This window comes from Bacillus sp. BC08, from assembly GCF_054326875.1.
In genome coordinates this window covers 506,351-519,563 of record NZ_JBTGPA010000037.1, presented here as the reverse complement: position 1 = coordinate 519,563, position 13,213 = coordinate 506,351, and the positions used below count along the sequence as shown (strand labels likewise).

15 protein-coding genes are annotated in these 13,213 nt (G+C 34.5%); 6 read left to right on the top strand and 9 right to left on the bottom strand.

The window, feature by feature from the left end; genetic code table 11:
* Positions 1–498: 498 nt before the first annotated feature.
* The 3 genes from ACXVYO_RS26240 to ACXVYO_RS26230 all read right to left on the bottom strand — a co-directional run bounded on the left by ACXVYO_RS26240 (position 499) and on the right by ACXVYO_RS26230 (position 1,980).
* Positions 499–990, bottom strand: a complete 492-nt coding sequence (locus ACXVYO_RS26240) for a DinB family protein (RefSeq protein ID WP_458469137.1) — start codon at positions 988–990, stop codon at positions 499–501.
* 65 nt (positions 991–1,055) lie between these two features.
* Complete coding sequence (locus tag ACXVYO_RS26235; RefSeq protein WP_073518601.1) at positions 1,056–1,715, bottom strand: oxidoreductase; 660 nt, start codon at positions 1,713–1,715, stop codon at positions 1,056–1,058.
* A 115-nt stretch (positions 1,716–1,830) separates the two neighbouring features.
* A complete protein-coding gene (locus tag ACXVYO_RS26230; RefSeq protein ID WP_000540924.1) occupies positions 1,831–1,980 on the bottom strand; it encodes a hypothetical protein in 150 nt (49 codons plus the stop codon).
* Positions 1,981–2,247: 267 nt separating this feature from the next.
* On the opposite strand from ACXVYO_RS26230, the gene ACXVYO_RS26225 reads away from it, so the two are divergent.
* Both ACXVYO_RS26225 and ACXVYO_RS26220 read left to right on the top strand, forming a co-directional pair.
* On the top strand, positions 2,248–3,198 hold the full coding sequence (locus ACXVYO_RS26225) for a metal ABC transporter substrate-binding protein (protein WP_458469135.1): 951 nt from the start codon (positions 2,248–2,250) through the stop codon (positions 3,196–3,198).
* Positions 3,199–3,333: 135 nt separating this feature from the next.
* Positions 3,334–3,804: a GNAT family N-acetyltransferase gene (locus tag ACXVYO_RS26220; protein WP_458469133.1), complete on the top strand. Its 471-nt coding sequence runs from the start codon at positions 3,334–3,336 to the stop codon at positions 3,802–3,804.
* A 97-nt stretch (positions 3,805–3,901) separates the two neighbouring features.
* Here ACXVYO_RS26220 and ACXVYO_RS26215 read toward each other — a convergent pair whose 3' ends face one another.
* On the bottom strand, positions 3,902–4,852 hold the full coding sequence (locus ACXVYO_RS26215; RefSeq protein WP_458469131.1) for a CobW family GTP-binding protein: 951 nt from the start codon (positions 4,850–4,852) through the stop codon (positions 3,902–3,904).
* A gap of 165 nt (positions 4,853–5,017) precedes the next feature.
* On the opposite strand from ACXVYO_RS26215, the gene ACXVYO_RS26210 reads away from it, so the two are divergent.
* Positions 5,018–5,920, top strand: coding sequence for an aldo/keto reductase (locus ACXVYO_RS26210; protein ID WP_458469129.1), 903 nt, complete (start codon positions 5,018–5,020; stop codon positions 5,918–5,920).
* A 24-nt stretch (positions 5,921–5,944) separates the two neighbouring features.
* Here the strand turns inward: ACXVYO_RS26210 and ACXVYO_RS26205 are convergent, their stop codons facing one another.
* Together ACXVYO_RS26205 and ACXVYO_RS26200 are read right to left on the bottom strand one after the other, a co-directional pair.
* The gene (locus tag ACXVYO_RS26205; protein WP_458469128.1) at positions 5,945–6,529 is read right to left on the bottom strand and encodes a GNAT family N-acetyltransferase; all 585 of its coding nucleotides are present in this window, start codon (positions 6,527–6,529) and stop codon (positions 5,945–5,947) included.
* 84 nt (positions 6,530–6,613) lie between these two features.
* The gene (locus tag ACXVYO_RS26200; protein WP_458469127.1) at positions 6,614–8,077 is read right to left on the bottom strand and encodes a flavin monoamine oxidase family protein; all 1,464 of its coding nucleotides are present in this window, start codon (positions 8,075–8,077) and stop codon (positions 6,614–6,616) included.
* Between the two features lie 328 nt (positions 8,078–8,405).
* Here ACXVYO_RS26200 and ACXVYO_RS26195 point away from each other — a divergent pair, with 328 nt between their 5' ends.
* Together ACXVYO_RS26195 and ACXVYO_RS26190 are read left to right on the top strand one after the other, a co-directional pair.
* Complete coding sequence (locus ACXVYO_RS26195) at positions 8,406–8,597, top strand: DUF3896 family protein (RefSeq protein ID WP_458469125.1); 192 nt, start codon at positions 8,406–8,408, stop codon at positions 8,595–8,597.
* Between the two features lie 105 nt (positions 8,598–8,702).
* A complete protein-coding gene (locus ACXVYO_RS26190; RefSeq protein WP_458469124.1) occupies positions 8,703–9,704 on the top strand; it encodes an LLM class flavin-dependent oxidoreductase in 1,002 nt (333 codons plus the stop codon).
* A 45-nt stretch (positions 9,705–9,749) separates the two neighbouring features.
* Here ACXVYO_RS26190 and ACXVYO_RS26185 read toward each other — a convergent pair whose 3' ends face one another.
* The 3 genes from ACXVYO_RS26185 to ACXVYO_RS26175 form a co-directional block, all read right to left on the bottom strand.
* Positions 9,750–10,694: an alpha/beta hydrolase gene (locus tag ACXVYO_RS26185; protein WP_458469123.1), complete on the bottom strand. Its 945-nt coding sequence runs from the start codon at positions 10,692–10,694 to the stop codon at positions 9,750–9,752.
* Between the two features lie 207 nt (positions 10,695–10,901).
* Positions 10,902–11,357, bottom strand: coding sequence for a DUF3939 domain-containing protein (locus ACXVYO_RS26180; RefSeq protein WP_048543159.1), 456 nt, complete (start codon positions 11,355–11,357; stop codon positions 10,902–10,904).
* A gap of 107 nt (positions 11,358–11,464) precedes the next feature.
* Positions 11,465–11,908: a Dps family protein gene (locus ACXVYO_RS26175; RefSeq protein WP_000105194.1), complete on the bottom strand. Its 444-nt coding sequence runs from the start codon at positions 11,906–11,908 to the stop codon at positions 11,465–11,467.
* A gap of 241 nt (positions 11,909–12,149) precedes the next feature.
* On the opposite strand from ACXVYO_RS26175, the gene ACXVYO_RS26170 reads away from it, so the two are divergent.
* Positions 12,150–13,190, top strand: a complete 1,041-nt coding sequence (locus ACXVYO_RS26170) for a YkvI family membrane protein (protein ID WP_458469121.1) — start codon at positions 12,150–12,152, stop codon at positions 13,188–13,190.
* The last annotated feature ends 23 nt before the right edge of the window (positions 13,191–13,213 follow it).

Genomic DNA, 13,213 nt, shown 5'->3' with positions numbered 1-13,213 from the left:
CTTTAATCAGTGGGGGTTTTCTTCATCCCCCCACTGATTATTAGCCCTCACCAATCGGACTTTTATGGGCAGTTGATCCCCCACCTAACTTCTTTGCTTTCGCTGCATTTTGAGGTGGGGGTCTTACTGCCCATTAAAGCGCGATAAAACCGAGAATATTATGTACGACTAAATATAGAGAAATTAAAAGTATACTACAAGACAACGTATGTTATTTTATAATATCATTTTAAGGTGTATCAACTTTTTGCTTGATACGCCTATTTTTTATCTCCTTATTCTCACTACATGTAGAATTACATTTAAATAACTTTATATAAAAACAATTAAATTCAATGAACAAAACAAGCATAGCCACACTCTAAATATGCGACAAGGTTTCAATCCACATTCCATAATGTGGACCACAAGTGAAATAACAAAAAAACAATTTCTCAAATTAAGTAGGAAATTGTTTTTTATTATAATAGTATACTGTTTTAAATTCGCTTGTTTCGTTTATAAATAGGAACGATGCGCTGGCCATGAACCTTGAAGCTTGCGAATTTGTACAATTTGTCCTGTATGATAAGCATCGTGCAAAAGAATGTTCTGATATTGTTGCCAAATTGGAAGAGAAGGGGTAAGTCGATCTAGTTCTGCTTCTTGAAGGGATATTAATACAGATTGTAAAGCATCATGCGCTTGAATTGTTCGCAACACTGTTTGTTGCCAAGCATCTTCATCATTACATCCACCTTGGACAAACGTTTCATCATTATTTTGTGGTGCAACAAATGTTTCATCTTCGTGTAAGCGGGCAAGTAGGCGTTCTTTAAAAGTAAGTAAATGGTTTACATTTTCCCAAATTGTATTACTAGTCCTTCCTTCTGGTTGCCAACACGCTTGTGCAGCGGTAAGATCCTTTAACGCATCTGATATAGGTGGATACCATGCTTCTTCGTAAAAAACTTGCTTAATTCCATTTTGCAACATTTCTTTTTTACTCATTCGTATATCCTCCTTTTGCAATCCCTCAAAAAGTATGGACTAGTACATATCATTCTTCTCGTTTGTTATTCTATCGTTGTAATTTCATTTGAGTTATAAAAATAGATACCCGTTTCTTCTCGCAATGCAGTGATATACATCCCTTTCGCCACATCTTTCGCTGAAATTGGCTTATACTTTTTGAAAGCCCCTTTAAATATAAAAGGAATCATACGAGATAACTTTTCAGCCATTCGTTCACTGAAACGAAATTCTTGTCGATTTCCTACTAATAATGAGGGCCTAAAAATGTGAATACCACCAATCACTAATTTTTGTAATTCCTCTTCCATTTTCCCTTTAACTTGCGAATAAAAGAAAAATGATTTAGGATTTGCTCCCATTGAGGATACGACAAGGAAATTTTGTACCCCTTGTTTTTCAGCTAAACAAGCAGCTCGTAACGTATATTCATAATCTACTTTTTTGAAATTTGCCTTTGTTTTTGCTTTTTTGATTGTTGTTCCTAGGCAACTAAATACGTCATCTACAGCAAAAAACTCTTTATATTCCTCTAACATCGAAAAATCTACTTGCTTTTGCTGTAACTTTTCATGTTGCCATTGCATTGGTTCTCTTACAAAAATAGTAACCGAATCGTAGTAATCTGATTCAAGTAATAGACGCGTTATCTCTTGTCCAACTAAACCACTTGCACCAAGTACTAACGCTGTTCGCTTATTCATATATGCATATACCTCTTATTTTACTTTTCTCTCCTTCAGTAAAATACAACTTTTAGGAGTTTCCTTTTCTCATTTTACCACAAGTAAAGCACTATGCGTACGCATAGTGCTTTACTCACTCTTTTTTCTCATCTTTCTCTCGTAATTTTGTGACTGTTGATGCATCTCCTAAATTACTTATTAATCTTCTTAAAAAAATTAAGACTAAGGCTAATGGGAATACTACCGCTAATATCAATAAAATAGCTTCCATTAAGTAACCCAAACACTCATCCCCCTCTACACCCTCCTTTCATATATATGAACACAGCGTTGTCACATATGCATGTATTCGCAAAAATAACACATCTATATTTGACAACTTTATAACAAAATCAAATCGGAATGATTATTATTTATTGCAACTTTATAAAAGATGTATTATACTAAGTTCGCAAACTAAAACGTAATTATTCCGTTTTGTATTAAAATGATATTTTTCTTCTATAATTGGGGAAAATATATCCGTAAAAAAAGAAAAGAGGAGAACTTCATGCCTAAAAGATTGACTATATTTTCATTCTTACTTATTTTCACTTTAATTTTTACTGGCTGCTCAAATAAAAAAGAAGGTAAGGCCAAGAAAGATGGAAAACTAACTGTTTATACAACTATTTTTCCTCTTGCTGATTTCGCAAAAAAAATTGGTGGCGACTATGTAACTGTTGAAGCGATTTACCCGCCTGGTGCAGATTCTCATACATTTGAACCAAGTCAAAAACAAACCGTACAAGTTGCAAAAGCCGATTTATTCGTTTATAACGGTGCTGAATTAGAACCATTTGCTGAAAAAATGGAAAAAGCATTACAAAAAGAAAATGTTAAAATTGTAAATGCATCAAAAGGTATTGAACTGCGTACTTCTACAGAAGAAGAGCATCATGATCACGGAGACGGCCATAAAGAGGATGAACATCATCACGATAAAGACCCGCACATTTGGTTAGATCCTACTTTAGCAATGAAACAGGCAGAAAAAATTAAAAATGCACTTGTAGAATTACAACCTGACCATAAACAAGAGTTCGAAAAAAACTTCGCAGCACTTCAAACAAAATTCACTGATTTAGATGATCAATTTAAAGCAGCTGTTGCGAATGCAAAAACGAAAGATATTTTAGTTTCTCATGCGGCTTATGGTTACTGGGAACAACGCTATGGCCTAAAACAAATTGCTATCGCGGGTATTTCAGCTTCTGATGAACCATCTCAAAAACAGCTTGCTGAAATTACAAAAACAGTAAAAGAACATAATCTACAATATATTTTATTTGAAACTTTTTCTACTCCAAAAGTAGCATCTGTCATTCAAAAAGAAACGGGTACAAAAATTTTACGCTTAAATCATCTTGCTACTATTTCTGAAGATGATGCGAAGAGCAATAAAGATTACTTCACTTTAATGGAAGAAAACGTAAACACATTGAAAGAAGCTACTAACTAATCAACTTTTTTTAAGAAGCTGCATATGTCATGCAGCTTCTTTTTTATTTGTCCTTACTTGACTTGACCAAAATAACAAGTAAAATTATCCATATTAGCTTTTAAGCTATATTAATTTAGAAGGTGAGTTGGAATTATGACTCTTCACATTTGTGAAGTATCAGAAAAAAATTGGCGTTCGGTAGCTGCTTTAAACGTCGCAAAAGACCAGCAGCAATTTATTGAAAGCAATGCGTTTTCTCTAGCAGAATCATTATTTGAGGGAAACGGAACGTCAGTAGGTTTATACGATGGAGAAACACTTGTAGGGTATGCAATGTATGGATGGTATTTGGAAAAACGCAAAAGCGTATGGTTAGATCGATTTATGATTGACCAACAATATCAAGGAAAAGGATACGCAAAACGTTTCCTTCGTATACTCATTCAATTCTTACAAGATAAATATGAATGTAAAATAATTTATTTAAGTTTACATCCAGACAACAAACTCGCAATGGGATTATACGAGTCATTTGGTTTCCGTTTAAATGGTGATATTGATGACGATGGTCCAGTTGTAGGTGTTGTAATGGAGTTACTATTAGATGAACATACAAGCCTGTGAAAACAGGCTTTTTATTATCCTTTGTTTCTTGCAATCTAGCATTTTTCCATAGAGTACTTAGTTAATTCCAAAAAATAAGCCTGCAATATATGCAGACTTATTTCACACACTCCTCAAAATGTTCTTGGAACCATTCTTTATTAATATCTTTTCCGATAAACACGACTTCACTTACTCGTTCTTCGCCCTCTTGCCACTCTCTATCGTATGATGCAGCAAACAGTGTATGCACACCTTGGAAAACGATACGTTTATCTACTCCATCAATCGATAAAATTCCTTTGTAGCGATATAAATATTCACCTAGTTCTTGAACGACAGCTGACATCCATTCATTTAGTTTTTGTAAATCTAACGGACGTTCTTCACGCAGTACAAACGATTTTACACCTTCTAGATGATTATGCTCTGTATGAGGATAAATTTGTAACGTATCTTTCGTTTTAAACGTCTGAATTTGTAGTAACGATTGAATATCCACATCACAGTTAGTCGCCTCGATTAACTTTGCAGTTGGGTTAATACCTTGCAGTTCCTGCAAGAGATTTTCCTTTTCACCTTCATCCACTAAATCTAATTTATTTACTAAAACGACATCAGCAAATGCAATTTGTTCCTTTGCTTCTAGTCCTTTTTCAAAATGTTTATGTATATGATAACTATCTACTACTGTTACAACACCGTTAATTTGGTATGCAGATTGAATAACAGGATCTAAAAAGAATGTTTGAATAATCGGACCTGGATTTGCAAGACCAGTCGTTTCAATTACTAATCCATCAAAATCCATTTTCCCTTCTGCTTTTACGTCCAGTAATTGTTTTAAAGCGACGAGTAAATCTTCACGTACAGTACAACATAAACACCCATTCGTCATCTCCATAATCTCTTCTTCGACATTCATAATCAACTGATTATCAATACCAATTTGCCCTATTTCATTTACAATCACTGCTAATTTCTGACCGTGATTCTCTGATAAAATGCGATTTAATAATGTCGTTTTCCCTGACCCTAGAAAACCCGTTAATATTGTTACTGGAATCATCCATTACATCTCCTTATAGCTATATGTTTCTACATTATAGCATACAGAGAAAATCGTTTTTGTAGCAAAACATATTTATTGTATGTACGACACTGTAACTATATAATAATACATAGCAAGAAAGCCTTTTCAAAAAATTATTCATTCATCAAGGAGGTACTTATAATGGAACGAGTTCAAATGGCCGAAACACTAGAATTTTCTCGTATTATTCAAGGTTTTTGGCGTTTAGCAGAATGGAATATGACAAAGCAAGAGTTACTTTCTTTCATTGAAGCTTGTATGGAGATGGGAATTACTACTTTCGATCACGCTGATATTTATGGCGGCTATACGTGTGAAGGATTATTTGGCGAGGCATTACAACTCAAGCCTTCCTTACGCGAAGACATGCAAATTGTCACAAAATGTGGAATCGCTCCCCCATCACCGAAATTTCCAGAGCGATATGTTGCTCACTACAATACGAGTGCTGAACATATAATAAAAAGCGCGGAAGACTCATTACAAAACTTACATACAGATTATATTGATGTATTGCTCATTCATCGCCCTGATCCATTTATGGATCCAAATGAAGTAGCAGAAGCGTTCTCACGCTTAAAACAAGAAGGCAAAGTCCGTCACTTCGGTGTATCTAACTTTTTACCTTCACAGTTTAATATGTTAAGTTCCTATTTAGATTTCCCGCTCCTTACAAATCAAATTGAAGTATCTGCCATGCATCTTGAGCATTTCGAAAAAGGAACAATTGATTTATGCCAAGAAAAACGAATCAATCCGATGATTTGGTCGCCTCTTGCTGGCGGAGAAATCTTTACTGGTCAATCAGAACGTGCCGTACGTGTACGTGAAACTTTACAGAAAGTTGCTACCGAACTAGGTGTTACTAGCATTGATACAGTTATGTATGCATGGCTGCTTGCTCATCCAGCTAACATGATGCCAATCGTTGGATCTGGTAAATTAGATCGTGTTAAAACAGCCGCCCTTTCTACAAAAGTTAATTTAGATCGTCAACAATGGTTTACAATTTTCGAAAGCTCTAATGGTCATCCTGTACCATAATATAGAAAAAGAAGAGCTGTTTCTTTACAGCTCTTCTTTTTCATATGTATTTCTAGTCATGGCAAATACACACATATCCCTTAATCCATTTCCATCTACCGCTACACTCGCACTTTCCAATGTACCTTCTAACTTAAAGCCTAATTTTGCAGGTATCGCTCTACTCTTCTTATTTAAAGAATCACATCGAATTTCTACGCGGTTTGCTTTTAGCTCAGAAAAAGCATAATCCGTTATACCCTTTACAGCCTCTACCATATAGCCTTTTCCACTAAACCTTGAATCAATCCAATACCCAATTTCAAATTGAGGTATATCCCAATTAATACGATGCAATCCAGCGGATGCAATAAATTCACCTGTTTCTTTCGAAAAAACTAGTAATCTTAAATCCTCACGCTGCAAAAATTGAATATGCGATTTTCTAATACTCACTTCTATTTCTTCCTCTGTTTGCTCTTTTTGTGCAAAAACCATCCATGGTTTTAATTCTTGCATAGAAGCTCCAATTGCATCGTATACAGCTTTACCGTCACCTGGTTTCGGCATTCGAATAAATAGCCTTTCAGTATAAAATTCAGAAGGAAAATCGAATAATAACGGATTCACTTTCAACACTCCTTTTAATTCTTTTATATATAATAATATCCATCTCAAACTATACAGTAAAGAAATTTCTGAATTTTATACATTTTAATCATTCACCTCTACCGCAACACGAACGCCAGATTCAATTGCACCTTGTATCCATCCGTGATATAACGTTGTGTGATCTCCGGCAAAGTATAATCTCCCCTCTGGTTTTATAATTGCTGGTTGTAGTTCGGATTCTTGACCAGCCTGAAATAGCGCAAATCCTCCAAGTGCATATGGATCCAATGTCCAACTTTTTGATATGCCAGACATGAATTCATCGTATACTTGACCGCCTAATATTGTTGCCAAGTTGTGTAATGTGTAATAAATACGATCTCCCTTTGATAATCCATCCCATAACAACGCATCATAAGACCATGTATAGCTGCCTAACATCATAGCAGGTCCTTTCTCTCCAATTCCGTGACTTGGATAATAGGCATAACGAATTGGCAAATCCGTTATAATTCTCCCACCTAATTGTCCTTGTTCTTCCCAAAATCGACTTTTAAATTGAATTCCTATTTTCGTTGCTGGCATATAATGCAATTCACGAATTGCTTTCCATTTTTCATGAGATATAGAATCAAATGGATCTACTTCCACAAAGCGCATCGTCGAAAATGGAATTGTAATAATAACTAAATCCCCTGTAATACTACTATACTCAAATGTTTGCTCGTTTCGATAAAAAGCTGTCACACCTTTATCGTGCTGATGTAGCTTCATTAATTTTTGATTATATATAATATTTTCTTCTAATTGTGGTAAAAAGGACTTTGGTAATCTATCATTCCCGCCTACAATTTCACAAAATCCACTCTCCTCTTGCATAATATATAAAAAACGTAACGTCTCTACAAATGACCTTTCCAAAAAGCCTTCTAAATCTAATAGAACACCAATCATCTCAATTGTTACTGGCGAAAAGTAAGTATTATATTGATAAGGATGATACTTTAAAAATTGTCCTGTAGAGTATCTCCCAAAATCCTTTACTACAATATCCCAATTTTTCTCTGGGTTCTTTTTTATAAAATTTATAATTGGCTGTACCGCTAACAATAATAGCTCCTCAGACGTTTTCCCGATTTCATTCATTTCCACAGGATATTTTAATATGCTTGGGTCTTTTTCATATTGTTTTAATGTCGTTTTCCGGCCATTTACGTAAATAATATCCGTCTCATTCCTATTAATAAAAGGGCTTACCTGTAGCCCAAATTTTCTTATATATGCCATCGTTAATGTGTGCGAATACGGAATTCTCATTGCCCCAACATCCAAATATAATCCGGTATCTTCCATTCTAACCGTCTCTATGCGGCCACCTACCCGGTTGTTTGCTTCAAAAACCTTTACTTCATGCCCTGCAGCTTTTAATAAAGAGGCCGAAACTAATCCAGCCATGCCTGCGCCTACTACAATAATTTGCTTCGGGCACGTCGTCTTCTTTAATCCTTTATTTATAACTTTCAACACTTCATCCATCTCAGTGTTATACATTATATCTTTCTGCACAATTCCACCCCTTACTTCATAAAGTTCAACTAATAATCAGTGGGGGAGTTCTTCCCCCACTGATTATTAGCCCTCACCAATCGGGCTTTTATGAGCAGTTAATCTCCCACCTATCTTCTTTGCTCCAGCCGAATTTTGAGGTGGGATTTTTACTGCCCGTTAATGCGGGATAAAATGGGCATTAGTGGTTTAGTGCATTTTATTCATAAATCCCCATAAACATAACAACATGGAAAGAGGAATATTCACTAAAAGTACATAAGAGTTAGCTTTCACACTTCTTCACGCCTCGTATAATATAGCAATTGCAAAGAAGGAGTGGTTGAAAATGAAACAAACTTGCGACTACCACGCTACAAAGAAGTATTTAGAAGAAAAGAAACAACAACTATGCAACAAACTTAATAGTATGCATCTATCTAAAAAAGAGCGTGAACAACTAAAACTTGAGATTGATAACTACGAATATATATTAACTTTAGTCGAAATGAATCATTATGAACGAGGCTTTCCTCGTTAAAAGTGGATAGGTGGTTTATCCACTTCTTATTTTGAGCATTTTATTACGCATTTTTCGTAAGTAAATATATAATAGGATGTACATTAAGATTGAGAGGTATATTCTATGATCAAATTAAGTGTATTAGACCAATCACCTATTTCAGATGGTAGTACAGCAGCCCAAGCTTTTTCTCATACAGTTACACTTGCACAAGAAGTTGAAAAACTAGGATTCACACGTTTTTGGGTATCTGAGCATCATAATTCCGTCAGCCTTGCTGGTTCAAGTCCTGAAATACTTATTTCTCATATTGCAGCAAAAACAGATCGTATGAGAGTTGGTTCAGGTGGTGTTATGTTACCGCATTATAGCCCGTATAAAGTTGCCGAGAATTTCCGCGTTTTAGAAGCTCTTTATCCAAATCGTATTGACCTTGGTGTCGGCAGAGCACCTGGTGGTATGCCAATTGCAACTCGCGCACTACAAGAAGGAAAAATGGTCTCACTTGATCAATATCCAGAACAAATTGCAGATGTTGCAATGTACTTACATGATCAAGTACCAGAAAACCATCATTACGCAAATTTAAAGGCTACCCCTGTCATTCCAACATCTCCTGAGATGTGGTTGCTCGGTTCTAGTGGAGAAAGTGCAATGATTGCCGCAAAACAAGGCGCTTCTTTTGCATTCGCACAGTTTATTAATGGATACGGTGGCCCTGAAGTAATGAAAGCTTATCAGGAACAATTCCAACCTTCCTATTTAGGAGATACACCAAAATCAATCGTCTCTATTTTTGTTATTTGCGGGGAAACAAATGAAGAGGCAGAAAAAATTGCTTCTAGTTTAGATTTATCAATCTTATTACTAGAGCAAGGAAAGCGTACAACTGGTACTCCTTCTATTGAAACTGCACAAAATTATTCATACAGCGCTTATGATTTATTCCGTATAAAAGAAAATCGTCAACGTATGATCGTCGGTGATCCATCTTCTGTGAAAGAGCAAATCGTAAACTTAAGCAAAGCGTACAATACTGATGAATTTATGATTGTTACAATTACTCATCGATTTGAAGATAAATTAAATTCTTATCGCTTACTAGCAAATGCTTTTAATTTATAAATATAAAAGGGAGATACATCAATTATGATGCATCTCCCTTTCTTACTACTTATTGCTTTTGTCATTTATATATGCAATAGCTTCTTTTAATAGCTCTTCAAAATCCTCAGGATAATCATGATTTAAATTGGGTACAACTTTATACTTATGTTCTATATTCTTATCTCTTAATAACTGTACAAATTGCTGCGTACATTCAAAACAATCCTCATCTTGATCCCCGCACACTATATATCCATTTATATTTTTATCTTGTAGCATTTCCAACAACTCATTCCATTCTTCAATCTCTGGAAGCCACGGCGCTACAAAAATAAAACCATCTACATCTATATCTTTTTGTAAAATCGTATACAAAGCTACTCTTGCGCCAGCAGAAAAACCACCAATTATTACACTTTCTCCCGTATGATTTTCTTTAAAATTAACGTAATGCTCTTTTAATTCTTCTTTCCCTCTATGTATATCATCCCAAACAAACCCATCTGAAAACTGAATTTGCGAAGACTGTGGTAAAGCTAACGTATAATCTTGATCCAGAACAGATTTCCAATATGGTTCTACTATTGCTATATTTTCTTGATCTCCGTGCATGGCAATAAATAGTTTTTCTTTTTTCTTACCATCTATAAATTTCACGTCTGCTCGTTCTGTTTTCTTTGCTAATTCTTCTCTTTCTTTACATAATTGAACCATTTTATGAAACTCTTCAAATTTATGTAGTGGTTTTAAATCGTCGTCGGTCATTAAATATTCATTTCCATACCAAAAACCCTTTTCTATAATGGCTTCCTTCATTACATGCATCGCTTCTTCTTCAAGCCCTGCTGCACCCGCTAGTGCATATTTGAAATTATATATTTGCGCCTCATTCCCCACTATGCCTTTCGCATGCTCTATTATATAAGTGTATGCTTCCAAACTTCCTTTATTTGCGTAACAATGTAACGTTTCATTTAATAATTGAATGTAAGTCATACTATTTTTCATACACCCATTCCCCCGTAATCTTTTATAATATTTATTTCTCAAACCTTTATACCATTTTGTAATCACTGTATATAGCTCATACTAACAGTACTTAATCATTATTCCTCTTCGTCCAATAAGTCTATTATAAAGTTTAATAATCAGAAAAATCAATATTTTAAAAAACAAAAAAAGACAACAATATATTTATTGTTGTTTTCCATACTTCTATCCACTCTTTTGTTTTTTTCTGTCTGGTTTACTTGAAACTAAATAATGTTTTTCTGAAATATATAAATCTCTTTTTAATATACGATTTAAATACGGTCCTAATTTCATCCCGCATATAAGGCGATCTTCACTACCTTCAACAATTGGAAACATTTCTTTTTCTGTTACGTATTGATCTACTGCTTTTTGTACGATATCAATTTCTTTAACTAGGTTTAGATTTTCTTCTGTATGTTCAAATACCTCAAGCGTTTCCTTCGTAATAAGAAAACTATTTGTTGGAAATGCAAGTAAATACGGCTTTAACAAATCATAATTTACTGTATAATCATCATTTACTAATACTGTATAAACGATATTAGCATTCTTTTCTAGAAACTTAGCCATCGCTTGTTCTAATTCATCTTTCGTTATTTCACGCTCTTCTTTTCCAGTTCTGAAAAAGCGAAACATCGCATCGCCTCCTTTTTACTATATTATAGCATAAAAGAAAACTGAAAAATTACAAAAAAAGCCATTGAAAGAATTTTTCAATGACTTTTTTCTTTATATACTTATATTTATTTTAAGAACGCACTTAACATCCATACATGTTGTTCTAATGTTGTATGAATTGCTAATAGCATGTCCGCTGATGTTTCATCACCAGCTTCACCAGCAACTTCCATACCTTCTTTTAATTCTTGAATAAGTGCAGAGTAATCATTCACTAATGTTTGCACCATTTCTTCTGCAGACTCCTTGCTTGTCCCTTCATTCACACTAGATGTTGCAAGATATTCTTTCATTGTCGCTAGCGGTTTACCTTCCAACGCTAAAATACGTTCTGCTAATTCATCAATATTTGTTCCAGCTTCATTGTAAAATTCTTCAAATTTCTCATGTAATGTAAAGAAGTGTGGTCCTGTCACATACCAGTGATAATTATGTAATTTCACATATAACACGTTCCAGTTTGCTACCTGCTTGTTTAATACTTCAACAACATTTGTTTTCGTACTCATACAATCCACTCCTCTTATCATTTCATAATGTTTATCTTTTAATAACCTAGTTACATGTTACCATACATTTCCTTTCCTTTCGAAAGATTGGCTCATATGTAACAAAGTTTTAACACCTTTAATACTTCCCTAATATCTTTTAATTCATGTATGTTTTCAAACACTTCATACGTCTAATTGTCCAAGCTCATACATATGCATAATAGTAAATCAAGCTCATCATAGTAGAAAGAGGGATAACATGGACAATCAACAATGGCAAGTAGCAAAGAAAGTCGCTGCTACTTATATTGGAACAGTCGTTGGAGCTGGATTTGCTACTGGACGAGAAATTGTTGAATTTTTTACAGTGAACGGATTTTATGGAACAATTGGCATATGTGTAAGTGGATTTTTTTTTATTTGGCTTGGCACAAAGATGATGTTACTTTCATCACAAATCGGTGCATTTTCAGCGCAAGAATTTAACAAATATTTATTTGGGGATGTAGTTGGAAATGTTGTAAATACACTATTATTACTCGTATTATTTGGTGTAACAAGCGTTATGTTATCCGGAGCTGGAGCGGTATTTGAAGAGCAACTTCGTTTACCAAGACAACTCGGTATTTTCATTACAGTGATCGCCTGTCTCATTATAGGTAGTCGCGGATTACAAGGGGTTTTTGAAGTTAATACACTTGTCGTACCTATTATGATGATTTTTATTATCGGACTTGCTATTACAACTTTTTTTCACGGTACAACTCCTCTTAGTAGCACTATCCCTGCAGAAAGCTGGAATATGAAGTGGATTACTAGTCCTATTACATATGTCGCCTTAAATCTTTCGCTCGCCCAAAGCGTTCTCGTCCCGTTAGCCAGTGAAGTAAAAGATCGAAAGGCCATTTTATGGGGCGGTATTTTAGGTGGTGCAGGACTATCTTTAATTTTATTATGTAGCCATTTAGCTATTTTATCAGTCGATCAATTTTATCAATATAATATCCCAATGGCTGAAGTCATAAGAAAATTCAATACAACTTTTCACTTTTTCTTTGTTCTTATCATTTTCGGTGAAGTGTTCACAACTTTAGTTGGCAATGTGTTCGGAATGACAAAACAAATGCAATCCATCACCAGTTGGAAAAGTAACCATATTATTTTCTTTATTTTACTAATTAGTTATTGCTTTAGTTACATTGGTTACAGTGAATTACTCCACATTCTATATCCTATAATTGGATGGGTCAGCATCATTTTACTTCCAATCATTGCTTTTAAACAACTTCAAAAAACATAAAAAAAGCATCCATGTTATTGGAT

Bases quoted from the DNA above. Each gene is read 5' to 3' on its own strand.
- ACXVYO_RS26240 (WP_458469137.1), bottom strand. From the start codon at position 990: ATGAGTAAAAAAGAAATGTTGCAAAATGGAATTAAGCAAGTTTTTTAC.
- ACXVYO_RS26235 (WP_073518601.1), bottom strand. From the start codon at position 1,715: ATGAATAAGCGAACAGCGTTAGTACTTGGTGCAAGTGGTTTAGTTGGA.
- ACXVYO_RS26225 (WP_458469135.1), top strand. From the start codon at position 2,248: ATGCCTAAAAGATTGACTATATTTTCATTCTTACTTATTTTCACTTTA.
- ACXVYO_RS26220 (WP_458469133.1), top strand. From the start codon at position 3,334: ATGACTCTTCACATTTGTGAAGTATCAGAAAAAAATTGGCGTTCGGTA.
- ACXVYO_RS26215 (WP_458469131.1), bottom strand. From the start codon at position 4,852: ATGATTCCAGTAACAATATTAACGGGTTTTCTAGGGTCAGGGAAAACG.
- ACXVYO_RS26210 (WP_458469129.1), top strand. From the start codon at position 5,018: ATGGAACGAGTTCAAATGGCCGAAACACTAGAATTTTCTCGTATTATT.
- ACXVYO_RS26195 (WP_458469125.1), top strand. From the start codon at position 8,406: ATGAAACAAACTTGCGACTACCACGCTACAAAGAAGTATTTAGAAGAA.
- ACXVYO_RS26190 (WP_458469124.1), top strand. From the start codon at position 8,703: ATGATCAAATTAAGTGTATTAGACCAATCACCTATTTCAGATGGTAGT.
- ACXVYO_RS26185 (WP_458469123.1), bottom strand. From the start codon at position 10,694: ATGAAAAATAGTATGACTTACATTCAATTATTAAATGAAACGTTACAT.
- ACXVYO_RS26180 (WP_048543159.1), bottom strand. From the start codon at position 11,357: ATGTTTCGCTTTTTCAGAACTGGAAAAGAAGAGCGTGAAATAACGAAA.
- ACXVYO_RS26175 (WP_000105194.1), bottom strand. From the start codon at position 11,908: ATGAGTACGAAAACAAATGTTGTTGAAGTATTAAACAAGCAGGTAGCA.
- ACXVYO_RS26170 (WP_458469121.1), top strand. From the start codon at position 12,150: ATGGACAATCAACAATGGCAAGTAGCAAAGAAAGTCGCTGCTACTTAT.